Source organism: Anaerococcus sp. Marseille-Q7828 (genome assembly GCF_949769285.1).
Taxonomy (GTDB): Bacteria; Bacillota; Clostridia; order Tissierellales; family Peptoniphilaceae; genus Anaerococcus.
On the sequence record NZ_OX458331.1, the window covers coordinates 1,617,566 to 1,643,332 of the forward strand.

The following is a 25,767-nucleotide window of genomic DNA, read 5'->3' on the forward strand; positions in this document are numbered from 1 at the left end:
TAAAGTGAAATTTGCCCTCTTTGGTAACCAGAATTTTTATTTTTATAGTATTTTTGAGTTTTAATGATTAATTTGAACATAAAAAAAGGACTTATACCACTAAGCATAAATCCTCTTAACTAAATTTTACTGTTTAAAGACTTTAATATTTCTTCCTATCAATTATTTAATTTCCATGATTCCGCCTTAGCTTTTGCATTGATAAGATCAGAATAAAGTCCATTATTTTTAATCAGTTCTTCATGATTTCCACGTTCTACTATTTCCCCATCTTTTAAAACTAAAATTTGATCTGCATTTCTTATGGTTTTTAGTCTGTGGGCAATCATAATTACTGTTTTGTTTTTTGTTAATGATTCAATTGCTTCTTTAAGTTTATCTTCATTTTCTGGGTCTATATTTGCTGTTGCTTCATCAAATATAATTATGTCTGCATCTTTTAGCATAGCTCTTGCAATAGAAATTCTTTGTTTTTCTCCACCAGATAGGCTTGCTCCACCTTCCCCAATGATAGTGTCATATCCTTCTGGTAAAGCTTCTATAAATTCATGACATCTTGCTTTTTTTGCAGCTTCTACAACTTCTTCATGGCTTGCATTTTGTTTTCCAAATTTTATATTATTTTCAATTGTATCTTCAAATAGATATACATCTTGAAATACCATGGAAATAGAATTCATAAGATTTTCTATCTTATAGTCTTTTATATTTTTTCCACCAATTAAAATCTCTCCAGAATTTACATCCCAAAATCTCGCTATGAGATTACAAAATGTTGTCTTACCAGATCCAGATGGTCCTACAATGGCAGTCATAGTATTTTCTTTTATCTCTGCTGATACATTTTTTAAAATTGGTCTGTCATCATAAGAAAAAGAAATATTTTTAAAGACTATATCATGATTTTTTATAGGCTCTGTAATACTTCCTTCTCTCATATCAGGCATAGAGTCGATAAAACCTACAGAATCTATGGCATTTTCGCAAGCTCTTAGGATTGCCATGTTTGATCCTGCCCCGATTAAGCCTTCAAAGATAATAAAGGATGCCATAATCATAAGAATTGTTTCAGCAAGTGGAAGTTCACCAGATAAATTTAATTTTAATGATACATAGACCATAAATACTGTTGTTATTCCCATTACAATTCTTTGAATAACTGTGTAGGGTGCTACAGATTTCTCCAGGTCTAAGAGTATTTTGGATGTATCTTTTATAGACTTTCTCAAAGCCCTGTTATTTTCTCCACCAAGATTATAAGATTTTATAACCTGCATTCCTTGTAAAGTTGCTAATACTTCTTTTGTAAGTCTTGTTTGTGTTTCTGTCATTTTATCTGCATTAGCTGATGATTTTTTCTCCATCATTGATGTAACGATGAAAAATACTACCACACCTGCTACTGCAACAAACCCTACCTTTACATTAAATATTAAAGTTCCAAGGAGAAAGACTAAAGTATTTAAAACTCCACCAAGTACAAGAACCAGTAGCATAGGCACCCATTGCTCTGCTTGGGAAAGATTAGATGTGGCAATACTTGTAAGTCTTCCCAGTGAAAAGTCTGAAAAGAAACCCATGGGAACTCTTTTTATCTTCTCACCTATTTCTATTCTCTTATGGGCAGCCATAAAATATCCTGCGTGTGTTTGTGCCATTTGTGATGATTTTTGTGTCATTATCTTTCCGACAAGGGATATAACTAATATTCCAAGACAAATAAAGATAGCCTTATAGTCTAAAGTTTTAGAGAGTATATTTACCAACATATAGTAAATTGCACCAAATTGTAGAGCATTAAAGACTGCATGAAAGAATCCAGCCAGAATAGATTTTTTAATATTTGCTTGTTCTTCCTTAGAAAAATTCCATATCTTTTTAAACACCTTAAGCATTTTCATCACCCCTTACATTGGCATCAACCATTTCCTTATAAAGCTCTGATGACTTTAATAGTTCTTTATGATTTCCATAAGAATCCAATTTACCATCTTTAATAACAAATATCCTATCTGCATCAACAATTGTCTTTAACCTATGAGCAATTATGATTAAAGTTTTACCCTTAACTAGATTTGCCAAGGCGTTTTGTATGAGAGCTTCATTTTCAGGATCTATATAAGAAGTTGCTTCATCTAAAATTACGATTGGTGCATTCTTTAGCATTGCACGAGCAATAGATATTCTTTGTCTTTCTCCTCCAGATAGATGACCTCCACCTTCGCCAACTCTTGTATCATAACCGTTAGATAGATTCATAATAAAATCATGGCAGGCAGATTTTTTACATACATCTATAATTTCTTCGTCAGAGGCATTCTTATTTCCAAGCCTAATATTTTCCTTTATAGTCATATCAAAGAGGAAATTGTCTTGGGATACAAAAGAAATAAGTGAAGACAAGTTTTCGAGCGACACATCTTTTGTTTCTACTCCACCAATTTTAATAGATCCCTTATCTACATTCCAAAATCCAGCAATAAGTTTTGCTATTGTAGACTTGCCTGATCCAGAAGGACCAACGAGGGCTGAAACAGAAGATTCTTTTATTTCCATAGAAAGATTATCTATAACCTTATTTTTTCCATCGTAAGAAAAGTCGACGTCTTGAAGTTCTATATTATAGGATTCTATTTTTTCTCCCTTGTCGATATTTTCTAACTCTCTTGAATCTAAAATCTTTCCTATTTCAGAAGTTATAGTTGATATTCTTGACATATCATCCATATAGTTCATGATTTTTAAAATGCTAGAAACCGTAGCAAAGGATAAGACGATTAAGGTAATTAAATTTCCTAAATCAATACTTCCATTTATATAAAATAAAATCCCAAAGGGTATGATTGTAATAATTCCCATAGGAGAAAGTAATCTACCTATGGCAACCCTATTCATAGATTCACCCATCCAGTTATAATAAAAGCTTGCATTGTCATAAACTGCATCAGCATATTTTTTATAAGATGATTCGCTTTGATTAAATGTCTTTATTACTTCTATCCCATTTATATACTCAACAATAGAATTATTCATATGTTGACCAATGGCAACTGACTTTCCAAACATTTCCTTATAATGAGCATTCATAACAGACATCATGGTAGCCATTCCCACCACAAATGGAATTAGTGATAGCAAGGTCAATCGCCAATCTAATGTAAACATATAAATAAATAATAGAATAGGTCCTACTAAGTTTGCCGTAAATTCTGGCACTAGGTGGGCAAGTGAAGTTTCCATAGAATCAACTTGCTCAACTATAATATTTTTTAATTCTCCAGATGATCTTGATAATACATCTCCCAATGGCATCTTAAATAATTTTTTGGAAATATCATTTCTAATTTCTCCTAATGAATTAAAGGTTGCTGTATGAGAAATACTTGTTGATATTCCTGCTGCCACTTCTTTAATAACAAATGTTATCAAAATATTTATGCATAGTGGAGTATATAAACTCATATCATTTGCGCCATTAATTAAGTTTACAACGATTTTTGCCATGTATATATAGGAAAAAAACCCTGCCACCACTCCCACTATCGCAAGTAGGACGGATGCAAAATATGATCCTTTTCTTTTATTTACATATTCTTTTACTAAATTCACTTTAAAACCTCCTTTAGTAATATTTTTAAATAGTTTATTATATTTTTTTTATTTCAGAGGGCATTCTATTAAGCTCTCCAATCATCATTGCTATTCCAGCTAAAATCATAATTAAATCTACAAGAGGTTCAGCAAACCATACTGCCTTAACTCCAAATGTCATTGGTAGAATAATCATGGCAGGAACGAATAAAAATAATTGTCTTAGCATGACGATTATGCCTGCTTTTTTAGCGTTTCCTATTGATTGGAAGAATGTTATAGTCATTACCATTACTCCATATAGGATAAAGATAGAATAAAATAGTCTAAAGTTTCCTATTCCCTGAGTTATAATACTTTCTTCTACTCCAAATAAGGAAAGTATATTCTTTGAAAATGCTAATGCTGGTATCCAAAATATTGATGCAAGAACTAATCCTCCGATAGAAAATACTTTCATAGCTTCTTTTACTCTGTCGTATTTTTTCGCTCCAAAATTTGTACCAACTACAGGTTGTAAACCTTGACTCATTCCCCAAAGTGGAATGAATGAAAAGGCATATATTCTAAGTGTTGCTGCCATCAAGATAGCATTTGTATCTCCGCCATATTTAAATGACATTTTATATAGCATTGTTTGTTGAATCATAAATAAAATTTGCATCATCATAGCAGATGACCCTACGCCAAACATTTCTTTTTTTATTTCCTGATCAGGTTTGATTTTATTTATTTTTACTGCTTTACTTTTATATTTGAAGTAATGGAGTGTTATTATTGCTTGAACAAATTGTGCTGTAATAGTTGCAAGTGCAGCCCCTTCAATTGCATATTTTCCCATTAATTTCATTAGAATGGGATCAAGAATTATGTTTAAAAAAGCTCCTAGCCCCATAATGAGCATTGCTTTTTTCATTAATCCTTCTCCACGCATAACCATGTTTGCTGATTGAGTAAAGTTTACAAATAAAGAACCAATAAAAATTACTCGTAAATATCTGATACCATATTCTTTAATTTCTCCACTTGCTCCAACCATATCTAAAAAATGTGGTGCAAGTAAAATTCCGCCTATTGTAATAATTGATGAGAATAGAATAACCCAAAAGATTAAATTCCCCATAATTTTATCAACTGTTTTTTTGTCGCCCTTTCCTATAGCTCTTGATAAAACCGATGCTGAACCTACACCAATAAGTGTAGATACACCACTATTGAAAAATGTAAGTGGCATAGCTACACCACAAGCTGTCATTGCTGTTTGTCCTATAATATTTCCTGCAAAAATTCCATCCATTAGTGGATAAAGACCTATTACTATCATTCCTATTACAGCAGGGATAGATAATTGAAAAAGTAAATCTATAGGTCTTTTTGTTAATAATTGTTCTTTCATATCTTGTTTCAAAAAATCAACTCCTTACACAATCAGTCCATCTTTAATAAATTTCAAAATATCTTTTTCATGTCCTTGAACATATACTTTCTTATATCCATCTTCTTCAAGCATTAACACAGAATTACAAACTTTAAAAATAAGTTCTATATCATGAGTTATTATGGCAAAAGGATATATTTTTGAATATCTTTTTATTATTTCAGAAATATCATTCATCCTCTTGTAATCTAAACCTGACGTAGGTTCATCAAGAATTATTAGTTTTCTACCACTTAAACAAGCAGTTAATAGTGCAAGTCTTTGTTTTTGTCCACCAGATAGATTTTGTGGATGGTCATACCTATTTTCCCAAAGGTCAATATGTTTTAATTCGTTTCTAAGTCTATTTAAATATTCAACGTCATTAATTCTATCTTTTTGTAAAAGCTCATTTTCCACTGTATCAAAAAATATTTGGTATTCTACATCTTGCATCATATAATAAGCGTTTCTTAATCTTTCTTTTTTATTTCTCCCAAAGCTTGTCTTGCCTTTAAAGTTTAATAAACCAGCTAAAGATCTTGCAAGAGTCGTTTTACCTACTCCATTTTTACCTATAATCGCCATTATCTCATTTTCACATAAGCTTATATTTAAATTTTTTATTAATTCTTTTTTACCAATAGAAATACCAACTCCTCTTATATCCTCAACTACATTTTTGCAATTATCAATATTTTCAGATAGCAAAAAATTATAGTTAGTTGTTCTTAAAGAGTAATTTTTACAATCCTCTTCTGTTAATTCATCTTTTTTAAAAACTTTTTCGATTTTACCATCTTTCATATACAAAAAACGATCATATAAATCATTTAAATAGAACAATCTATGCTCAGATATTATTATCGTTTTTCCTAAGGATTTTAATTTTTCAAGAATATTCTTAAGTTCGACTATTCCCCTATAGTCTAAATTTGATGATGGTTCATCAAAGAAAATTATTTTAGTATCATAAACAAGAGTAGATGAGATAGCAACTTTTTGCTTTTGTCCACCTGATAAAGAATTGATATTTCTATATTTTAAATTTTCAATTCCCATCACACTCAAAGAGTCATCAACTCTTTTCTTTAATTCTGAAAGATCCATTCCTAAATTTTCTCCAACAAAGGCAAGCTCATCCTCAACAATATTTGCGAAAAACTGATCTGTTGGATTTTGAAATACATTTCCTATATATTTTGCCAATTCTCCATTGTTATATTGCGAAATATTTTTTCCTAAAATAGATACTTGTCCATATAATTGTCCTTGATAATGATTCGGAATTAAACCATTTAATATTCTTGTTAGCGTAGTTTTTCCACAACCAGATAAACCACTTATAACAACAAGTTCCCCTTCTTTAATATTTAGCTCTATATCTTTTAAAATTACCTTATCATTTCCGTCATAAGAGAATTTTTTAATATCTGCTTCTATTACATTCATATTGACCTCCACAATAAGAAAATAGCTAAAAGTAAGAATACGATATCAAAAAATTTAAAAGTTATTTTATGATAATTAGTCCTTTCCCCTCTATATTCTGCTCCTTTAGATATAATAGATGAAGTCAAAGTTTCACTCACTTGCAAACATTTATAGATAAGAGGGATGAAGTAAAGTTCAAAAGACCTAATAGGATGGAGGGGACTTAATCTTAGTCCCCTTACCTTCATGCCATTCTTTATTTCTTTAAGCCTTAACCCCATTTCTGATATAAACTTCATTCCTATCACTATGCTTAGAGCAAACACATTTGGAATGTGTAAAAACTTAAGTGAACTCATCATTTTAAGTGGTGATGTATTCACAAGAATACCGCCAATAATAAATATCGGAAAGAGTTTTAATACGATTTCTACAAGACCTAAAATTGCATTTCCACCTATTCCTAAGTCTATAATAGTTAATGTTTTGCCAACAATTAACAAGATAAGAACTGTTGCTAGTTGTTTAATAAATTGTTTTAAGGAAAAAGTTAAGGTTAGAAACATTGATATTCCTATCATAATATAGTAGCCAATATCATCTGTTATAAATAATATAATCGAAAACGCTAAAATTAAAACAAATAAGATTATAGGATTTACAAGACAGTTGTCATCTCTCCTTATGTTTTCCATTACAATATTCCTGATTTTTTACTCTTTTTAAAAAACTTATTATTTATATATAATCCAAATCTTCCTGCTATTAATACCAAAACGATATTAATTCCTATTGAGATTAGCATTGCCTTTGGTGTAAAAAAGGCATCCATAAAGGCAGCCTGTTCTTTTGTAAATACGCTAAAAACTTCAACAATTTTTTCTGGTCCAAGTAATTTTACAAATGTCATTGCATGCATTGAAATAACAAACATTCCAGCAGATAATGCTAAGGCAACTCTATTATCATTTTTATAGTTACCTATAATTAATTCTGCTACAATAGCTGCGATGGCATTTACTATAAGCATTGGCCAATATCCACTTAATGCATAAAATACACCCAGCAACATGAAAAATATAAAAGCTATTCCTCTTTTTTGTAATTTTTTAGCCATAATTATAAATGGCGGAGCTACTACAAAGGAAGAAAATCCTGCCGCTATATATAAGGATAAAGTTCCTAACATTCCTGTTGCTGTTGATACAGCCATGTTTAATATAAACGCCACTACTGTAAAAATTGTAACTTGTACGATATCTTTTAATTTCATATAAACCTCCAATTTAAGATATGTTTTTTCTTTCTGAGTAAACCCTAAGATTTACTTAGCATTATTATCTAAGATAATTCCTATCATTTTTTTTAATGCAAGTTTGTTCTTCACAAAATTTTCTCTTGCATTTAGAACTTCACAACCTAGAATAAATGTGTTAATAAAATCAGTTATTAATTCGATAGCTCCACTTAATTCACCTCTTACATCTTCATCAAATAACATTAAAATACTATCAGATGATGATTTTTTTAGTTTCTTATATAAGTCTTTTAACTTATCGTCATGATTTAATTCCTGCAAAAACATTGCATAAATTGAAACATAGTCACTCTGATATAGCATTTTTTCTAAAATAATCTCAGATAAAACTTCGCTAAAATCCTGACTTGTTTTATTCATCTCATCATAGATTATCTTCTCTCTGTATTTATTTCCTTCTAACATAATGTCGTATAAAATTTCATAGGTAGAACCATAATGATGATACAAACCACCTCTAGAAAGCCCAGTAGCTTCCATAATGTCATTCATAACTGTATTTCTAAATCCCTTATCCAAAAAGACTTTCATAGCTGCTTGTCTAATCTGCTTTTTTCTTTCATCAGCTTCCATTTTCATTTCATAAATAACCTCTAAACCGACACTATTGTCGGTATTATCATATCAACACTGATAATCATTGTCAATAGCTTCGCTTATACTTCTTTATTAATTTCTTTAAATGCGGTATAATCAATAAAATTGAATAAACGCTTAACGCTTATAACTTTAATAGCAAGCACAGTAAGTGTACGGACACTTACGAAAAAATTAATGGAGCAAACCTTTACGGAATGCTCCATTTTTTTTAATTTTTACCTTGTTAGGGAGAACCCTAAGACCCCGAAATATATTTATAAAGGAGAATAAAATGGCAAATAGATTTAGAAATGAAAGAATAGAAATAAAATTAACTAAGGAAGAAAAGGAAGTTTTTGAAAAGAAAATGAAACTTGCTAATTGCAAAACTATGTCCCACTTTCTTAGGAAATGTGTATTAGAGAAAGAAATTTATGTAGTAGATTTAGAACCATTTAGAAACCTACAATGGCTACTTTCAAATGTAACAAATAATATAAACCAGATTGCAAAGCGAGTTAATTCGACAGGCATAATCTATAAAGAGGACATCAATGACATGAAAAAAGAGATTGAACATTTCTCAAAAGAACTGTGGCAAATTCATTCTCTGCTCCTTAACAGAACTTCCGGAGGTGATTAGTTTTTATGGCTATTACAAAAATACATCCCATAAAATCGACTCTTAATCTTGCTATCGACTACATTGTAAATGGAGATAAAACAGATGAACAGATTTTAGTCAGCACTCATAAATGCCATCAAGAAACTGCCCATACACAATTTTTAAGGACACGAAATGATGCAGGAACAAAGGGAAATGTTCTTGCAAGGCATCTTATTCAATCCTTTTTACCGGGAGAAACTACGCCTGAAATAGCACACCAGATTGGCATGGAGCTGTGTAAAAAGATATTAAAAAATGAGTATGAATTTGTCTTATCTACTCACATAGACAAAGGACATATTCACAATCACATCATATTCAACAATGTAAATATGGTAACGGGTAGATGCTACCAGTCTAATAAGAAAAGCTATCATCAAATCCGTTATCAGAGCGACAAGCTATGCAAAGAAAACAACCTATCTGTCATTGATGAGTTTTACGAAAGTTACAAGAAGAAATATAAGACTAACGGTAAATCTTGGTATGAGAATGAACAGGCAAAGCGTGGTACTTCTTGGAAAAGTAGACTTCAATTTGACATTTACAGAATGATTAAACAGTCTAAGGATTGGGATGATTTTCTAAAGAAAATGGCTGATCTTGGCTATCAAATTAAGTATGGCAAACACATTGCTTTTAAACCGAAAGATAAGCTGAGATTTATAAGATCTAAAACAATCGGAGAAGATTATACTGAAGAAAGGTTAAAAGAACGCATTGCAGAAATATCGTCTATTAAAACCCCTGCTGTCAAAAAACGCATTGGCAATGTTATTGATATGAACACAAATGTTAAAGTAAAAGAAAGCAAAGGCTATGAATATTGGGCAACCAAACATAACCTTAATACAATGGCTGAGTCTGTTATCTTCCTCAGAGAACAAGGTATTAAATCCGTTAAGCAACTTGATGAGTACATCCAAAAAGCAGCCGATGAAAGGCAAAATTTACAGAATAAAATCAAGGTTATTGATGAGGAAATGCTGTTGCTTTCTGCCACTATGGAACAAGTTAATACCGTTAAAAAATACAGGGCACACTACAAGGAATATAAGGCAAATCCGTCTGATAAGTCATTTTTTGAAGAGTACAAAGCTCAGATTACCCTATATGAAAATGCCCTTTCAGAACTCAAAAAATCCTATTCCAAGCTCCCAGATTCAAAGGATATTTTATCTAAACTTGATAAATTACAAGAAAAAAAGAATACCCTTATGCAAGAGTATTCTTCTACAAAATCTACAATGGACGAGCTTTATCAAATACGAAAGAACTATGGAATTTATATGGGTAAGGAGATGGAGAGATAGTTTCCTATATTCTCTTCTCCCCCTACCTTGTCTGTTTAATCATACATTTAATTGCTTCATCAATATTGAAAACTGTACCTTTTCCATCTAGCCATCTGTCCCAAAAATCAATAGTTGAACTCTTGGGTTCTTCCTTAGGTTTGTCTAAAATAATTTTAGTAGGTAATTTAATTGAATCTCCAATAACAATACATTCTCCAACATCAAGATTAGGTAATGTTTCAACCAAACCTACCAATGAATCAGTTAACATAGTTGCTACTGCCGATTTATCTCTATCATTCGTAATTTTCAAACTTATAATATTATTGCATTGAGATATTATAGTAGAATTTAATTCTGCAGGTCTTTGAGAAACAATCACCAATGAAACACCATATTTTCTCCCCTCTTTAGATATTTTTTCAAATATCTCCAGCGATTTATTCTCAACCGCTTTCAATTTCGTTGTATCTCTCGGCATATATAAGTGTGCTTCATCGCAAATAAAGGCTATAGGATGCCTAGTCTCATCTGTTTTAGGCGACATCCAAAATTGGACTTCATATACCAGTCTTGTAACAATCCCTATTATTATAGGTAACATATCTGATGGGACTTCTGATAAATCTATTACTTTTATCTTTTTATCTAGTCCCATTATTTTATCAACAAATTCTTTCAGATAGTCAGCTCTTACAGTATTATCTTCATTAAATACAAACCCATATTTTTTATCATCTATTTTTGTCTGAAGTCTCGTAATAAGGTTTGTTAATTTCCCATAGTATTGACCTTGTTTCGTCTTTGCTTGTCCTTTTTTATCTCCGGTTTTATATACTTCACCTGTTGTTTCTTCCTTTATATTTTCATCCTCTAAATATGCTTTTAACCCTTTTGCTGAAAAAGGAATCGGCGTATCTGCTGTAATTATTTCGGATGAAAATTCAGTCATATTTTCTTCAAGATACCTTTTCTTATGCTCTAAAATATATTTAATTACTGCTGCCCTTTGATTTGTAGATGTCCCTTCAGAAGATTCAATAAACAATGAATGAATTTCCTCATAATTGAAAAACCACAGAGGAATATGTAACCCATCCTCAGAGTCACAAATTTTTATCTGTTCAGCATAACTTAATTCATTGTATTCACCGTGCAAATCAAAAACAATTAAATTAGCGTGCTCCAACTCATTTGCTTTTTCAAGAATATTTGCTACAGTAAAAGATTTTCCACTTCCAGTACTTCCTACTAATGTTGCATGTCTTTGAAAAAATCTATTTCCATCCAAAATAGCTTCAACAGTTTTATTACTTGCATATTTGCCAATAATTAATCTTTTTTCTGAAGATATCTCATTTTCAAGAGAGTTCATAATAATAGATAGAGCTTTACCATCTGCCAAATAAACTTTGCTATTGATTTCAGGATAAGTGTTCACTGCTCTTTTGAAAATATTTTGTTTAGTTGAAGACAATTTTTTATAAAATGTACCTACTAAAGTTATATTGCAAAAGTTATATGAATACTCTTGTTCTTCAGTTTCTTCGTCATCAATATCAATTCTCTTTTTGCTCACCCTAGTTACTATTCCAATTAGTTTTTCATCTGCATTATTTCCAGATAAAACAACTATATCATTTATTTTTAGCCTATTTAAAATTTCTTCCTTTTCTACTGATACAGATACTTTCTTGGTATCAACATTTTGAACAACTCCAACTTCTTGATTTAAATAATTTTGAATATCTTCCATAATTTTCTCCTATCCTAAAAAAGTTTCCGAAAATACATTTATATCCCATAATTCCTTATTTATATTATATTTTTTACCTTTATATACCATATAATTTCCTTCTTCTGTATTTTCTTCTTTATCTTCATATTTATAAAATAAAGTCCAGTTTTCGTTTTTCATTGCTCTATCTAAAAATGATTTTTTAATAGTCCTTGTCAAGACAATCACATCCTTTTGAGTATCCTCGAATACTGTATTAAAATGCTGGTCATTGAATCCATATCCATAAATAAATATAGAAAAATTCTTTTTAGAATCTGTTATCAATTCATTAAAAATTTCCCTATGACATCTAAAAATACCGTTAATCATTCCTAACTTATATTTCATACTGCCTGGTGTAATAATATCTATATAGCACTTGTTATCTTTTAGTAACTTATAATCATTAATCTGATATTCTCTCTCATTCTTTTTTATCCAATTAACTGATCCATGTGGCTTAAATAATCTTACTAAAGGAACGCTTTTAGAAAAAAAATCATAAGGTTGCTTTAGTATATTTTCATTAAAAGTTTGATACATATTCCCCGAAAATCCTAATGTAGTTGATAGTTTTAATTTATCACAAATTAGTTCTATAATTCTGTCATAATTAGGAGTCATTATATCGATTACTTGATTATTTACACTTACAGTTCCCAATAAGTACTTTAATAATTTTTCAAATCCGGAAATTTCATTTAATATATCACTATGCTGATTATATTCTTCATCTAAAATAAATTCACTCGTTATCTCTCGAATTATTTCCACAAACGATTCTTCACTTATTGAAACATCTAATAAGGCTGCTTCTAATCCTTCATCTTTGATCTTCCCCTTATATTTGTTCCACTGCTTCTGTAACTCTAAATCACCGATACTTTCAAACGATTCCTCCAATTTTTCAGCCAATTTTGACATTCCCGGAATATTCATTGCAATAGAAAGCCCTGTTCCAACTATTAATTTGGGGAAATTTACACCTGATAGGTATCGTTCCTTAATATCCATAAATATTGGTTCAAATTCTTCACTATCTATATTCATCACTACACTCCATAATTTCTTCAATACCACAATCCAAAGTATTGCAAATTCTAAGTAAAACATCCGTCGTTATATTCTGCCCATTCTTCATTTTGTAAAATGTGCTTTTACTTATTTTTGCCTTTTCCATCAATTCATTATTTGTCATATCTAAATCTATTAGTTTTTTTAATAATCCTTTATGACTAAAAGTTCTCAATATACCAATGTTGAAGACTTATATTTATTATATTATACCATTAAATGTCCGCTTAATATAAAAACGTTCTCCTTGAAATAACATTTAAGTATTAAAAAAAGAAGTAGAATAATTCCACTTCTATACTTAATATTTCTTGTCTATGATTTCCTAGACAATGTCTGGAATATTACATCTCATTAATTCTATTTGATAAAATTGTAACTACACTAACAACCTTATCAAAGTTCAAATCTCCAATATACTTATTTTCACTGAGATATACATCCCACAAGGATCTTAGGTATGAATCTTCTTTTATGTCCTCGATTATTTCCTCATAGTCTTTCATTATCTCCTGACTTCCTCTTTTCTTTGAGGTTCTCTCTATTGCCTCTTTTAAAATTTTATAATCTATCTGGTCTTTTTTTTAGTTTGTAGACGGTGTATAGGTCGTAAAAGTCTCTCATTCTTGTTGTTGCTATATTTCTTCTGATTATGGTTTCGTATTTTTCAGCTAAAATTGTTTCTAATGGATATGCCATTATTTTTATATCTTCTTTGGTAAATATACATGGATAGGTATATTCTATTTCCCTTGGTGTTATTGCATCTCCTGTTGTTAGGTCTAGTTTCATCGGGTTTTTGGTCTTTCCAACATTTGCTATTAGTGATATTCTAAAGTTCTCGTACTCGTCCTCTTCCCTAATATAACTAATGTCTTTTATTTCAAATTTTATTCCATCTTCTACATTGATATTTATAATTTCATCTACGACTTCTTTTATTTTCTCTTCTTTTAGGGCTATGCCTTTTATGGTTGTATCCATGTCCATAGTTGTTCTATTTTCAATACCAATTAGAGATGATATCAGGAATCCTCCTTTTATTACAAAATTATTTTTGTAATTTGATTTGGATAGCCTTTCTAAAAATCTTTCGAAGAAATATATTTGCAGAACTTCTTGTGATTTCAGATTTTTCTTCTCTGCAAGACTTCTTATCTTGCCCTTTATACTCTCGATATTAATCACGATAATACCTCCATGTATTTTCTAATTTCATTTTCTATTTTAAATAATCTACTGTATTTTATGAGTCGTCTTAGATTTTTATTTAATGATTTAAAGTATCTTTTTATGGCTTCTGTAAAAATTTGCTTATCTATTTTTTCTCTGTCGATTATGATGTCACAAATTGTTCGATCTATATCGTAAACTGGAATAAGGTTGCCTTGTGGTGATTTTATTTCTGTCTTTCCTAGTTCGTATAAATCTCTTTTTACATAGTGAACTTGTAGATCTTCGTACCTCTTTTTGATATGGCTGGCATTGTAGCCTTGGGGTACAGATATATGAAATACATTTGGGGTCCTATCTGATAGGTCATGTAGATATAGGGCTGTTTGATGGGAAAATATAATTCGATTGCTATTTGATGATATTAAAACAAAATCGTCTATTACTTTTCCTTTTAATTGATATAGTCCTGGTCTTAATCTTTCTAATTGTCCGATTTTTGTTAATTCTGATAAATTATGCCTAGTATATCCAAGTTCTTCTGCTTCTTTGTTGGTGATTACTAAATTTTCTTGTATATATTCTTTAAGTATATTCATAGTCCGCCTCCTCTCGTTTACGCTTTTATTATATGTTGTAAAAGCGAATATGTAAAGTTGGCTTGTGAATGCTTTATATTTTGAAAAGGATGTAACAAATCCTTACTCCCTTCAATAAAAAAAGAGCAGCTTTTAAGCTACTCTTGTAGAAAGTATAAAATGGGTTTTATCTTATTATATTTTTTGTGTCTCCTAATACCAGTTGTAAAACTACTCTTACGTCCATATAGTTTTTTTGAGTCTTTTTGACGTATCCTTCTTCATCTTTATCAAAGACAAAATGCTTATAAAACTGCTTAAAATGCAGGATTTCTATATTTACATCTTTTGTATCAACGCTATAGCTTCCACATGCCTAGATTTTGGGAATTGGTCTATTACTTCGTATTTTTCGATTTTGTATCCATTTGCTAAAAAATCTTTCAAATTCTCTACTTGAGTTTTTGGGTTGCAGGAAATGTATATAAATTTTTCTGGATTTAATTTTAAAATCTTTTCTAGCGCATTTTGAGCTATTCCCACTCTAGGTGGATCTAGGATTACTAGGTCATAGTCTCCTTTTATTTTATCAATTTCTTCTAGAACATCTCCACATAGGAATTCTATATTTTTGATGTCGTTGATTTCTGCATTTTCATATGCTTTTTCTACTGCTTCTTCTACTATTTCTATTCCTGTAGACTTCTTTGCAGCTTTTGCCATTACTTGGGTTATTGTTCCAGTTCCAGAATATAGGTCTAGTACTTTTGTATCTTGGTCTATTTCTCCAAACTCAAAGGCTTTTTTATAGATTTTTTCTGCAGTGAATACATTTGGTTGGAAAAATGAAAATGGTGATATATTAAATGTAAGACTCATCATTTCCTCTCTTATGTGATCTTTTCCAAAGATTAGGTCGATTTTTTCAGGGACTACTGCATCTGCTGGAGAATCATTTGTAACATGGAATATAGAAACTATGTTACCTTGTAAATCAAGATCTTTTATGAAATTTACAAATAGTTTTTTTCTAATGTCATCAAAGCTTTCTTCACTTGTTGTGACTAGGACGACCATAATTTCACCAGTTCTTAGAGCTTTTCTAATTATTAGGTGACGCAAAAGTCCTTCTCTTGTTGACTTGTGATAAAAACTAGTTTTCCTATCTCTAAAATATTTTTGTACTGATTTTCGTATTTTATTGAAATCATCATCTACAATATTACAATCAATGGTATCTACTATTTCATAGAATCTATTTTGCCTATGGAGGCCAAGGACTAAGTCACCACCTTTTTTGCTATCCCCGAAGGTATATTCCATTTTATTTCTATAGCCACTAACTACATCCGCCCTATTTATCGAAATATCACCATCGTATTCAATATCATTATCAGCAAATAGTTTCTTAATCATATCAAGCTTTAGCATAAGTTCTGTTTCATAGGCCAATTTTTGATAAGAACATCCACCACATATATCTGCTTTAGGGCAATGATTTTTATTATTTTCTAGGTAAGAATTGTCAACTAATTCTAAAAATTTGCCTTTTTTATATCCATTTCTATTTCTAGTAATTTTAACTCTTGCTTTTTGTCCTAATATTCCACCCTTAAATTCTACAATCTGATTATCGCTTGTTTTACCAATGGAAATATTAGGGTATTTCATATCGTATATATCTACTTCAAATGTCTTATTCTTTCTCACTATCTGTCTCCCAAAATCTACTTATTTCTTTTCTAAAATCTCTCGATTCATTTACAATTTTTATATCTTTTTTTCTCCGATGCTTAGGATAAAGCATTCTATATTTGAAGCTAGTAAATCTATCGTCTAGTAAATAAATTATTCCCCTATCATCTTCACTTCTTATGACTCTTCCTGCCGCCTGAAAAACTTTATTTATGCCAGGATATGTATAGGAATAATCAAAACCATTTAAGCCCAACTTGTCAAAATGCTCTTTGATAAGATTTCTCTCAAATCCAACTCCTGGCATACCCACAGAAATTACCATAGCACCTATCAGTCTATCACCAAGTAAATCTACTCCTTCAGAAAAAATACCTCCCAGTACTGCAAAAGCAGTATTATTTGTATCCTCGTCAAATTTTCCGAGAAATTTATGAGCATCCTTTTCACTCATAGATCTATCTTGGAGTAAAATCTCATCGTCAAATCTTGACGAATAATCTTCATAGACATACATCATATATGAATATGATGGGAAAAATATAAAATAATTACCCTCTCTAGAATTAATAAATTCATTGATAGACTCACTAATTATAGGCACATTGTAGTTTCTATCCCTATACCTGGTGGATATTTCTCTGGCAAATATAGCATAATTTTCATTTGGAAATGGCATATCGAGCTTTAGTCTTAGGGCATCATTAGCACCAAGCATCCTCATAAAATAATCCATTGGTGAAAGGGTAGCTGAGAAAAACACTGTTGTTTTGGCAAAACTATATATGTTTTTTAAGACTTGCGATGGATCTATACATTTTATTTCAAAGTATATCTCGTCGTTTATCTCATCGTAGGCAATTATTGAATAGAATCCTTCGGTGTAATGATCAGTTATTTTAAAATACCTATTGATATCAAAATACAAATTTAATAAGTCGTCATAGTTTTCATCTTCCCTGTCTTCGACCAAATACTTCTGTAGAGGTTTTAAAAGTTTTGTAAATATATCATCAAAATCATCTATTTGTTTTTCCTGGTAATAGAACAATTTTTTACCATGCTTAGCATAAAGATTATTAAATTCTTCGACAATTTGTTTTAAGTATTTTATTAAAGTTTTGTATTTTTTCTTATTCAATTTGTCAAAAAGAACCTTAAAGAGAGTCTCAGTAAATCTAAAGGAATACATATCCCTAGACCTTTCTAAAAGGTTATGGGATTCGTCTACCAAAAATATGTACCTATCGACAATTTCATCAAAAAATCTTCTGAGATACACCGTTGGATTAAATACATAGTTATAATCACAAACTATAAAGTCTGCATAGTTTGATATGTCAAGTTGAAACTCAAATGGACATACTCTATATTTTTCTGCATAAGAAGTGATAGTATCAAAATCGATTATTTCTTCCTTTGAGATTATATCTAAGAGAGCATCATTTACCCTATCAAAATGTCCTTTAGCAAACGGACAATCTACCGGATTGCATTTCACTTCATCATTTAGGCATATTTTTTCTTTGGAAGTAATTGCCAAGGCTTTGATAAACATTCCCTTATTTTTGAGATTTTTGATCGATTTCATAGCTTCTTTTGCCTGGGTATTTTTACTTGTAAGGTAAAATATCCTATCAGAAAGGTCCTCTCCCATTGATTTTATAGAAGGGAAAACTGTAGATATAGTCTTGCCAATGCCAGTGGGAGCATCTACAATCAGATTATTTTCTTTCATTATAGAAGAATATACTGCAACAGCGAGCTTCCTCTGGCCCTTCCTATAATCTTTATAAGGAAAGTCTAAATTTTTTATTGTATCATCTCTTCTAATTTTGTTATTAGCCAAAATTTTTGAAAAATTCAAGTATGACTTTAGCAAATCATAATAAAAAGTATTTAAGTACTCAAAATCAAATTCTTTTTTGAATATTTTACTAGTGTAATCTTCGATATTTACATATGTCAGCGTGATGAATATACTATCTAAGTTCTTATCTAAGCAATAAAAATAAGCGTAGCACATAGCTTGCGCCCAGTGTAATTTGTTAGAATCATCAATTTCATCTAAATTTCTACTAGTAGATTTTATCTCATCTATAGTGTAAATACTCCCATCTTTAATAAGGCCATCCGCCCTACCTTCGACTTTAAATTCTACATCATCTATAATAGTAGTATTTTTTAAAGAATATTCCTTTTTGTAATTTTTACCATAGGAAGACTGTATTTTTTGATGAGCTTTGATACCCTCAATCATCCTAGCATTGTCACGAAATCTATTGTCTATATCTCCAGATCTCATTACAAATTCTATTAGATTTCTAACTGAAATTTTACAAGCATATTATCACCTTTAATTTAATATACCATAAGCTGGGTATATAGGTATAAAGAAACATAAGGAGATGTTATGAATACAAGTATTGAGAATCAATTAAAGCATAGGACAATTAGGGAATTTAAAGACGAGAAATTAGATGAAAGTCTAGTTAATAAGCTACTAGAAGTTGCAAATAGATCTGCATCAAGTAATGGTATGCAATTTTTTTCTATAATCAATGTAACAGATCAAGCTATCAAAGATCAACTAGCAGAAAATGGTGGCCAAGAATATATGGCTCGCGCACCACATTTATGGATTTTTGTTGCAGACTTATATAGAAATTACAATATCGCCAAAGAAAACGGCCAAGAAAATGATGAAATGATAGGTTTCGATAAATTTATCCAAGCTATGACCGATTCAATTATTGCCGCTCAAAACGTTACAGTCGCTGCCGAAAGTTTGGGACTTGGAACAAATTATTTTGGTAATATTCACAATGACACTCAAAAAGTTATAGAACTATTAGACCTTCCAAAGCTAACCTATCCTGCTGTGGGACTCTCTTTTGGCATCCCAAACCAAGAACCACAACTTAAGCCAAGACTAGATATAAAGTTAAAAACTTTTGATAATTCTTATAAAGTTTACGATAATTACAACGAAATGATAAAAGAATATGATAAGGAAATGACAACATATTACGATTTAAGAGATGCAAATCGCAGATCTGATTACTTTAGCAAGCAAATTCCTAAAAAACAAGGATCAGTTATTAAAAACAGAGGCAAAATGTTTGAAACACTTTTAAATCAAGGCTTTAAGATAAGCTATAAAGATGAGCTAAATTAGGCTCATCTTTTAAATTTGGAAACATATAGATTGTCTTTGATATAAAATCTGTATGGATAATCCTTAGCTTCTTTTGCATAATCTATTCCTATCCTTACATCTGTCTCAATTTCAAAGTCTTTATCTCCGTCTATTAGATAAATTTGTGCCCCAAATAAATTTCTACCATTTAAACTTTTATCAATATCCAAAGCTTTGGTAAATTTACCAGGTCCATTAGTCAGGTTATTTTTTTGATATTTGTTTAAATCTGTGTAATTCTTTCTAAATCTATTAATACTCATTTGATTAATTCCTTCGATTGGCTCAACAGCTCTGATGAGCACTGCTTCTGGATTTGATTTATCTAATGTTACAAAATTCATCAAGTAATGGATGCCATAAGTTTGATAAACATATATAGTTCCAGCATCTTCATACATTATTTTGTTTCTTTCAGTCTTTCTTCCTCCAAACGTATGGCAAGCCCTATCTTCTATACCTAAATATCCCTCTGTTTCTACTACCATAGCTTTATATATATGGCTATGAGTTTTTCTTACTATGATTTTGCCTAATAAATCTTTTGCAACACATAATGTATCCCTATTAAAAAAGTTTTTATCTAACATTTTAACCTTCCATGTATTAATTATTTCTCTTATATGTTATCATATAATCATCAGAGTAGATAGGAAGCATCAAGTGCTAAGAAATGGGTTGTTGTTCTTAGACGAAGCTTAGGCTATGATTTTCTATCGCAACCGCTGCCTCTGATAGAAAGGGGATAAAATTGAATAAAAAACTAACGGTTAATATGCTAACCAAAATTGCAATTTTAGCAGCACTAGCAGTTGTATTAAGAAGGTATTTTACAATTACAATTCCTGTAAACAAAAAAATCGGCATAGGAGATGCTCCTATTATGATATCAGGAATCATATATGGACCAGCCCTTGGTGGGCTAACTGGAGCTCTAGCAGATATTGTTGGGATGCTCTTAAATCCAGATGGGGTGTTTCACCCAGGTTTTACCTTTACTGCTTTTTTGACTGGATTTTTGCCAGGAATCATTTCTTACTATGTTTTTAAGAAAGACTACGATAAAAAGCTAATATGGATAATTGTTATAAGTGCTATTGTTGTATTTTTGGGAGTTAAGTTATTTTTAGATTCTGTTTGGCTACAACAATATTCTAAAAACCCATATTGGATATATGTACTTAGAAGGATTCCAAAACAGATAATCGATACAATTATAAATGTCTTGGTTTTAAATATCTTAATTCCAAGAATTAAAAATTACGCATAAAAATTGGGGCTAAATTTAGCCCCTCATTTATTTTCTTCTATAAATTTATTTATATGATCTATAACTTCATCAACATATGAATCATCTCCAGCATAACCAACAACCAGATGACCATGTTCCTTTACCTTACCTACTATCATTAAGTTCCTGTAAAGTTTGTTTTCACCTGTACCAAGATATCTCATATCAGTTATTATGCCTATGATAAGTCTTGGAAAATCAATATTATTTTCCTCTTCCATCTCTGCCATGACCCCATGAGCCATTATTTCTCCGGCAACTCCATCGTCTATAGTTAGTCCATCAAGACAAGCTATTAGTACATTGGATTTTTTTAGTTCTGCTGTATCAGCCTGAGCTATTTTTATATCAGTTATGATATCATCATTATTTTTCTTATCATTTATATCTGCATTTCTTTGTGGCACATATAATTCTAACTCAGTTCTTTCTTCTATTATTTTAGCCAAATTTTCAGTCCATTTAAACATGGCATCGTTGAAAAAATGGCTTGCTAAATATCCATACATCTTTTCTCCTTAAAAACTCCTGCCGGCTCCTCCGCCACCAGAGCTACCACCGCCGCTTGTGAATCCACCAGAAAAGCTAGAATTTGATGAAGATCCACCAAATGAACCACCAAATGAATTGGTAGAATTTGTCCAAGTATAGGAATCAAATGGGTCATTGTGATATCTTCTATAGCGTGGATATCCTCTATAGTATCTACCCCTATTTCTACCGTAGAATCTAGATCTATTGAGCATATTAGAAATCACAATAAATACTACAAGCATCATAAACAAAGTTCCAAAGCTTATCTCATAGCCAGATCCAGCATTTTCATTTAGATAATAATCGTAATTACCATCAAGCTTAACATTGTACTCATCAGCAACTTCAGCTACTATAGCATTGAATCCTTCATTGATTGCCTTTGAATAGTTACCATCTTTTAAATCTTCAAGCATAAAATTATCAATGATTCTACCAACTTTTCCATCGTTGAGTCTACCTTCGATGCCATAACCTGTAGTTATGAATACTTCTCTCTTGCCTGATAAGTCATCTTCGCTTATTAATATTAAAACACCATTTTTCTTATCTTTGTCTCCTATTTTCCACTTGTTAAATATTTGTGGTCCCAAATCTCTCGCTGGAAGTCCATTTGTATTCTTTACTGTTGCAACCATTACTTGAGATCCAGTTTTACTTACTAATTCCTTGTTGGTTTTAGTGATATTTTCCTTAGTGTTATAATCTAGCATGCCAAGTTCGTCATAGTAAAAGTCACTTGGTATAGCTGGCAGTGACGCCATAGATTTTAGGGGAAAAAGTAAGATAAGTAAAGATATTAATAGATTTATTCCTACAAATTTTCCCTTTTTCATAATTCACCTCTAATTATCTTTGCTAAAATCGACAGTTGGTGCGTTTTCGCTTCCTTCACTTGCTTGGAAATACTCTGCTTGGTCATAGCCAGTAATTCCAGCTATAATATTAGTTGGGAATTTTTTAATGTCAGAATTGTATTTTTTAACAGCGCTGTTATAATTTCCTCTTTCGACAGAAATCCTATTTTCAGAACCAGCAAGTTCATCCATTAGTTGTGTGTACTGGGTATTTGCTTTTAGGTCTGGATATGCTTCTGCAACAACATTAATATCTCTAATAGCTTGGCTAACTTTTTCATTAGCATCAGCCAATTCTTGTGGTGAAGATGCATTTTTAACCCCAGCCCTTGCTTCAGTTACCTTTGTTAGGGTCTCTCCTTCATAATCAGAATAACCCTTTACTGTGTTTACAAGGTTTGGTATCAAGTCAGCTCTTCTTTGTACAACATTTTGCACTTGTGCATAGGCTTCGTTTACATCTTCACGAGCTCCTGCAAGTCTATTGTAGGTCGGAACTGTTAGGACTAATAGAATCACAACTATTGCAATTATGATGCCTACAGTTCCAAAACCTGATTTCTTATTGTTCTTAATTTTCATATTTCCTCCTATTTGTCTATATATTATTAATACCCTTCAAGGAGGATAAGTTCATCATTTAGCAAACTTTCTTTTACATCAATTATTCTTTGATTTCTTGATCCCCTAAAATAGAGGTTAAGATCTTTCATGCTTTCTATAAAAGGACCATCTACAAGAACATCTACAAGTTTAAGAAGTTCAAGAGTATCCTCGTGTTTTATTAGGAAATCATAAGTATAGCCAGAGTATATCCAGATGGACTTATTAGTTTTGATTTTTTTTAGTAAGGAAATTAGTCCTTGAGCATTTTCAAAAGGTTCACCACCAAGAATGGTTAGTCCTGCTACATTAGGATCACTTAAATATGAAATCAATAATTCATCTTCTTTTTCGGTCCAAAGATTTCCAAAACTAGGATTTTGGTAGTCTTTATTAAAGCAGTTTTTGCAGTTTAGACTACATCCTGTTACAAATATGCTGGTCCTAATTCCTGGTCCATTTGCTATATCATATTTTCTTATTTGTCCATAATTCATATATGAAGCACCCTAGCTTTTATTTCTTTTGTCCTTCCTTCATTCCAAAAGTTCTCTCCAAGGTATCCACATGTCCTACGCACCACTGTAAGTGTACTGCGATCTTTATTACCACAATTTGGACAGTACCACTCGTTTTTATCATTAAGTAGGATCTCCCCATCAAAACCACAGTTAGCGCAATAGTCAGACTTTGTATTAAACTCAGCATATTGGATATGGTCGTAGATATATTTAATCATAGTTAGTAGTGCTTGGTGGTTTTTTGTCATATTAGGTATTTCAGCATAGGAAATACAACCACCTGTTGAAAGAGCTTGGAATTCACTTTCAAAATCAAATTTATCAAATACAGAAATTTCTTCTCTTACATCAACATGGAAAGAGTTTGTATAATATCCCTTGTCTGTTACATCTTTGATATCACCAAATCTTTTCTTATCTATTGAGCAGAACCTATGGGTCAAACTTTCTGCTGGTGTGCCATATACAGCAAAGGCTATTCCGTATTCCTTAGTCCATTCTTCTTTTTTATCATTTAATAATTTCATTATTTTCTCAGCAAATTCTTTGCCAACTTCACTTGTATGAGACTTTCCAGTAACAAGAATACTTGCTTCGTAAATTCCAATGTAACCGATAGTAACTGTAGCATATCCATTTTCAAGAAGTGGCTTTATAGGTGTATGTTTTGGCAATCTTGCTATAGCCCCATGGCTAAAGTGGATTGGGGAACTATCACTTGTTACTTTTGATAGATGTTCATATCTCAATAGGCCAACTTCTTTGACAAGATCTAGTCTTTTATCGAGAATTTCAAAGAATTTATCTTGGTCATTTCTAGCAAGGATTCCTATTTGTGGGAGATTGATGGTACAAACTCCCATATTGAATCTTCCATCAAATTTGTACTTGCCATTTTCATCCTTATATGGAGGCAAAAATGCCCTGCATCCCATTGGAGAAAATACATTTCCCTCGTAATTTTCTCTCATCTTCTTAGCGGAAATATAATCAGGATACATTCTTTTAGCAGTGCATTTGCTCGCAAGTTCCGTTAGATAGTAATACTTGCTATCTTCATGGATATTATTTTCATCTAGGACATATATTAGCTTTGGAAAGGCTGGTGTAACGTAGACACCTGCTTCATTTTTTATCCCTTGAATCCTTTGTTTTAGAATTTCTTCAATAATTTTTACTGTTTGTTCTATGTATGGGTCGTTCTCATCTGTGTGCATAAATAGTGTTACAAATGGAGCTTGACCGTTGCTAGTCATAAGGGTATTTATCTGATATTGAATAGTTTGTATACCTGATTCCAAGTCTTTTTGGGTCATAGCAGCTGCCATTAATTCAGCTTTTTTACTATCTTCTAGAGTCTCTTTTGCTAATTTAAGATTCTTCTTGTAGGATTTTTTTAGATATAGGCTTAGACAGGATATGTTTATTGACTGACCACCATATTGATTTGATGCAATCTGGGCTATAATTTGAGTCATCACGTTACAGGCTACTTGAAAAGACTTGGGACTTTCTATCATCTTGCCATTGATGACTGTCCCATTGTCAAGCATATCTTTCATATCTACTAAACAACAGTTAAATATTGGTTGAATTAGGTAGTCAAGGTCGTGGATATGAATTGCACCTGATTCGTGAGCCTCTACCAAATCAGCAGGTATAAGCTTTCTTTTTGCTATATCTTTTGCGACTTCTCCAGCTATCAAATCCCTTTGGGTAGATGCAATTACAGGATTCTTATTAGAATTTTCCTCCATTACATCTATATTTGTCATATTTAAAAGAGATAATATGTCTTTATCGGAAGTGTTTTGCTCTCTTTTGTATGTTTGTATAGACTTGTAGGATTCATAGGCTCTGGCTGTTGCTGGATTACTTCTTTCAATTAATTTATAATAAACTAATTCTTCTATGTCATAAATGGATATTTCTTTATCTTTAACTTCATTTTTAATCTCATTTGCTATTTCACTTGCTTGATTTTCTATGTATATACCACTAGGGCTTTTCATTGCTTTTTCTATAGCTATTACAATTTTTTCTGTATTGAATTCAGTTTTTCTACCGTCTCTTTTTATTACTTCAGTCATATTTACCCCTCCAATTTCTATAAAAGTATACCATATGTAGTGTTATTTGTAAATGACATACTATATATAGT

The 25,767-nt window shown here is 31.2% G+C and carries 23 protein-coding genes, 1 pseudogene and 1 riboswitch; of the genes and pseudogenes, 4 read left to right on the plus strand and 20 right to left on the minus strand.

The genetic code is table 11. The features are described from left to right. Positions 1-158: 158 nt before the first annotated feature. The 7 genes from QNH69_RS07760 to QNH69_RS07790 are packed head-to-tail and all read right to left on the minus strand — an operon-like array spanning position 159 to position 8,339. Complete coding sequence (locus QNH69_RS07760; RefSeq protein WP_282929918.1) at positions 159-1,895, minus strand: ABC transporter ATP-binding protein; 1,737 nt, start codon at positions 1,893-1,895, stop codon at positions 159-161. Next, positions 1,888-3,609, minus strand: coding sequence for an ABC transporter ATP-binding protein (locus tag QNH69_RS07765; protein ID WP_282929919.1), 1,722 nt, complete (start codon positions 3,607-3,609; stop codon positions 1,888-1,890). Before QNH69_RS07765 ends, QNH69_RS07760 begins: the two co-directional genes overlap by 8 nt. A 37-nt stretch (positions 3,610-3,646) precedes the next feature. Continuing rightward, positions 3,647-4,999, minus strand: coding sequence for an MATE family efflux transporter (locus tag QNH69_RS07770; RefSeq protein ID WP_282929920.1), 1,353 nt, complete (start codon positions 4,997-4,999; stop codon positions 3,647-3,649). A gap of 12 nt (positions 5,000-5,011) precedes the next feature. Continuing rightward, complete coding sequence (locus tag QNH69_RS07775) at positions 5,012-6,460, minus strand: ABC transporter ATP-binding protein (protein WP_282929921.1); 1,449 nt, start codon at positions 6,458-6,460, stop codon at positions 5,012-5,014. Continuing rightward, positions 6,457-7,137, minus strand: a complete 681-nt coding sequence (locus QNH69_RS07780; protein ID WP_129848987.1) for an energy-coupling factor transporter transmembrane component T — start codon at positions 7,135-7,137, stop codon at positions 6,457-6,459. The genes QNH69_RS07775 and QNH69_RS07780 overlap by 4 nt, the downstream gene beginning before the upstream one ends. After that, complete coding sequence (locus tag QNH69_RS07785; RefSeq protein ID WP_180501097.1) at positions 7,137-7,715, minus strand: MptD family putative ECF transporter S component; 579 nt, start codon at positions 7,713-7,715, stop codon at positions 7,137-7,139. Before QNH69_RS07785 ends, QNH69_RS07780 begins: the two co-directional genes overlap by 1 nt. Before the next feature lie 51 nt (positions 7,716-7,766). Beyond that, entirely contained in the window at positions 7,767-8,339 is a 573-nt protein-coding gene (locus QNH69_RS07790; RefSeq protein WP_282929922.1) for a TetR/AcrR family transcriptional regulator, read from the minus strand. 292 nt (positions 8,340-8,631) lie between these two features. On the opposite strand from QNH69_RS07790, the gene mobC reads away from it, so the two are divergent. Both mobC and QNH69_RS07800 read left to right on the plus strand, forming a co-directional pair. After that, positions 8,632-8,982 (plus strand): plasmid mobilization relaxosome protein MobC, encoded by a 351-nt coding sequence (gene mobC / locus QNH69_RS07795; protein ID WP_282929923.1) that lies wholly within the window; start codon positions 8,632-8,634, stop codon positions 8,980-8,982. 5 nt (positions 8,983-8,987) lie between these two features. Further along, complete coding sequence (locus QNH69_RS07800) at positions 8,988-10,319, plus strand: relaxase/mobilization nuclease domain-containing protein (protein ID WP_070241767.1); 1,332 nt, start codon at positions 8,988-8,990, stop codon at positions 10,317-10,319. Positions 10,320-10,341: 22 nt separating this feature from the next. Here the strand turns inward: QNH69_RS07800 and QNH69_RS07805 are convergent, their stop codons facing one another. From QNH69_RS07805 to QNH69_RS07835, 7 genes and pseudogenes are all read right to left on the minus strand, one after another. Further along, positions 10,342-12,057, minus strand: a complete 1,716-nt coding sequence (locus QNH69_RS07805; RefSeq protein WP_282929924.1) for an ATP-binding protein — start codon at positions 12,055-12,057, stop codon at positions 10,342-10,344. A 9-nt stretch (positions 12,058-12,066) separates the two neighbouring features. Further along, on the minus strand, positions 12,067-13,131 hold the full coding sequence (locus QNH69_RS07810) for an SIR2 family protein (protein WP_282929925.1): 1,065 nt from the start codon (positions 13,129-13,131) through the stop codon (positions 12,067-12,069). Continuing rightward, the gene (locus tag QNH69_RS07815) at positions 13,118-13,330 is read right to left on the minus strand and encodes a helix-turn-helix transcriptional regulator (protein ID WP_282929926.1); all 213 of its coding nucleotides are present in this window, start codon (positions 13,328-13,330) and stop codon (positions 13,118-13,120) included. Before QNH69_RS07815 ends, QNH69_RS07810 begins: the two co-directional genes overlap by 14 nt. A 169-nt stretch (positions 13,331-13,499) precedes the next feature. After that, positions 13,500-14,343: pseudogene (locus QNH69_RS07820) on the minus strand (nucleotidyl transferase AbiEii/AbiGii toxin family protein). Continuing rightward, on the minus strand, positions 14,340-14,927 hold the full coding sequence (locus QNH69_RS07825; protein WP_282929927.1) for a type IV toxin-antitoxin system AbiEi family antitoxin domain-containing protein: 588 nt from the start codon (positions 14,925-14,927) through the stop codon (positions 14,340-14,342). Before QNH69_RS07825 ends, QNH69_RS07820 begins: the two are co-directional and overlap by 4 nt. A 318-nt stretch (positions 14,928-15,245) precedes the next feature. Continuing rightward, positions 15,246-16,616 (minus strand): 23S rRNA (uracil(1939)-C(5))-methyltransferase RlmD, encoded by a 1,371-nt coding sequence (gene rlmD, locus QNH69_RS07830; protein ID WP_282929928.1) that lies wholly within the window; start codon positions 16,614-16,616, stop codon positions 15,246-15,248. Continuing rightward, on the minus strand, positions 16,603-18,906 hold the full coding sequence (locus QNH69_RS07835) for an ATP-dependent DNA helicase (RefSeq protein WP_282929929.1): 2,304 nt from the start codon (positions 18,904-18,906) through the stop codon (positions 16,603-16,605). The genes rlmD and QNH69_RS07835 overlap by 14 nt, the downstream gene beginning before the upstream one ends. Before the next feature lie 108 nt (positions 18,907-19,014). On the opposite strand from QNH69_RS07835, the gene QNH69_RS07840 reads away from it, so the two are divergent. After that, positions 19,015-19,779: a nitroreductase family protein gene (locus tag QNH69_RS07840; protein ID WP_282929930.1), complete on the plus strand. Its 765-nt coding sequence runs from the start codon at positions 19,015-19,017 to the stop codon at positions 19,777-19,779. A 2-nt stretch (positions 19,780-19,781) separates the two neighbouring features. Here the strand turns inward: QNH69_RS07840 and QNH69_RS07845 are convergent, their stop codons facing one another. Next, on the minus strand, positions 19,782-20,390 hold the full coding sequence (locus QNH69_RS07845) for a DNA-3-methyladenine glycosylase (protein ID WP_282929931.1): 609 nt from the start codon (positions 20,388-20,390) through the stop codon (positions 19,782-19,784). A 49-nt stretch (positions 20,391-20,439) separates the two neighbouring features. Next, positions 20,440-20,530, plus strand: a riboswitch (THF riboswitch). 21 nt (positions 20,531-20,551) lie between these two features. On the opposite strand from QNH69_RS07845, the gene QNH69_RS07850 reads away from it, so the two are divergent. Further along, positions 20,552-21,070 (plus strand): folate family ECF transporter S component, encoded by a 519-nt coding sequence (locus QNH69_RS07850; RefSeq protein WP_282929932.1) that lies wholly within the window; start codon positions 20,552-20,554, stop codon positions 21,068-21,070. 23 nt (positions 21,071-21,093) lie between these two features. On the opposite strand, the gene QNH69_RS07855 is transcribed toward QNH69_RS07850, so the two are convergent. The 5 genes from QNH69_RS07855 to nrdD are packed head-to-tail and all read right to left on the minus strand — an operon-like array spanning position 21,094 to position 25,696. Further along, positions 21,094-21,600 (minus strand): nucleoside 2-deoxyribosyltransferase, encoded by a 507-nt coding sequence (locus QNH69_RS07855; protein ID WP_282929933.1) that lies wholly within the window; start codon positions 21,598-21,600, stop codon positions 21,094-21,096. 9 nt (positions 21,601-21,609) lie between these two features. Next, positions 21,610-22,461, minus strand: a complete 852-nt coding sequence (locus tag QNH69_RS07860; RefSeq protein ID WP_282929934.1) for a TPM domain-containing protein — start codon at positions 22,459-22,461, stop codon at positions 21,610-21,612. Between the two features lie 9 nt (positions 22,462-22,470). Beyond that, a complete protein-coding gene (locus QNH69_RS07865) occupies positions 22,471-23,064 on the minus strand; it encodes a LemA family protein (protein WP_282929935.1) in 594 nt (197 codons plus the stop codon). Positions 23,065-23,090: 26 nt separating this feature from the next. Then, positions 23,091-23,582: an anaerobic ribonucleoside-triphosphate reductase activating protein gene (gene nrdG / locus QNH69_RS07870; RefSeq protein WP_282929936.1), complete on the minus strand. Its 492-nt coding sequence runs from the start codon at positions 23,580-23,582 to the stop codon at positions 23,091-23,093. Beyond that, a complete protein-coding gene (gene nrdD / locus QNH69_RS07875) occupies positions 23,579-25,696 on the minus strand; it encodes an anaerobic ribonucleoside-triphosphate reductase (protein WP_282929937.1) in 2,118 nt (705 codons plus the stop codon). The genes nrdG and nrdD overlap by 4 nt, the downstream gene beginning before the upstream one ends. Positions 25,697-25,767: the final 71 nt, after the last annotated feature.

Bases quoted from the DNA above. Each gene is read 5' to 3' on its own strand.
- QNH69_RS07855 (WP_282929933.1), bottom strand. From the start codon at position 21,600: ATGTATGGATATTTAGCAAGCCATTTTTTCAACGATGCCATGTTTAAA.
- mobC (WP_282929923.1), top strand. From the start codon at position 8,632: ATGGCAAATAGATTTAGAAATGAAAGAATAGAAATAAAATTAACTAAG.
- QNH69_RS07810 (WP_282929925.1), bottom strand. From the start codon at position 13,131: ATGAATATAGATAGTGAAGAATTTGAACCAATATTTATGGATATTAAG.
- QNH69_RS07785 (WP_180501097.1), bottom strand. From the start codon at position 7,715: ATGAAATTAAAAGATATCGTACAAGTTACAATTTTTACAGTAGTGGCG.
- QNH69_RS07775 (WP_282929921.1), bottom strand. From the start codon at position 6,460: ATGAATGTAATAGAAGCAGATATTAAAAAATTCTCTTATGACGGAAAT.
- QNH69_RS07825 (WP_282929927.1), bottom strand. From the start codon at position 14,927: ATGAATATACTTAAAGAATATATACAAGAAAATTTAGTAATCACCAAC.
- QNH69_RS07790 (WP_282929922.1), bottom strand. From the start codon at position 8,339: ATGAAAATGGAAGCTGATGAAAGAAAAAAGCAGATTAGACAAGCAGCT.
- QNH69_RS07800 (WP_070241767.1), top strand. From the start codon at position 8,988: ATGGCTATTACAAAAATACATCCCATAAAATCGACTCTTAATCTTGCT.
- QNH69_RS07845 (WP_282929931.1), bottom strand. From the start codon at position 20,390: ATGTTAGATAAAAACTTTTTTAATAGGGATACATTATGTGTTGCAAAA.
- nrdD (WP_282929937.1), bottom strand. From the start codon at position 25,696: ATGACTGAAGTAATAAAAAGAGACGGTAGAAAAACTGAATTCAATACA.
- QNH69_RS07805 (WP_282929924.1), bottom strand. From the start codon at position 12,057: ATGGAAGATATTCAAAATTATTTAAATCAAGAAGTTGGAGTTGTTCAA.
- QNH69_RS07840 (WP_282929930.1), top strand. From the start codon at position 19,015: ATGAATACAAGTATTGAGAATCAATTAAAGCATAGGACAATTAGGGAA.
- QNH69_RS07760 (WP_282929918.1), bottom strand. From the start codon at position 1,895: ATGCTTAAGGTGTTTAAAAAGATATGGAATTTTTCTAAGGAAGAACAA.
- QNH69_RS07865 (WP_282929935.1), bottom strand. From the start codon at position 23,064: ATGAAAATTAAGAACAATAAGAAATCAGGTTTTGGAACTGTAGGCATC.
- nrdG (WP_282929936.1), bottom strand. From the start codon at position 23,582: ATGAATTATGGACAAATAAGAAAATATGATATAGCAAATGGACCAGGA.
- QNH69_RS07835 (WP_282929929.1), bottom strand. From the start codon at position 18,906: ATGAGATCTGGAGATATAGACAATAGATTTCGTGACAATGCTAGGATG.
- QNH69_RS07780 (WP_129848987.1), bottom strand. From the start codon at position 7,137: ATGGAAAACATAAGGAGAGATGACAACTGTCTTGTAAATCCTATAATC.
- QNH69_RS07860 (WP_282929934.1), bottom strand. From the start codon at position 22,461: ATGAAAAAGGGAAAATTTGTAGGAATAAATCTATTAATATCTTTACTT.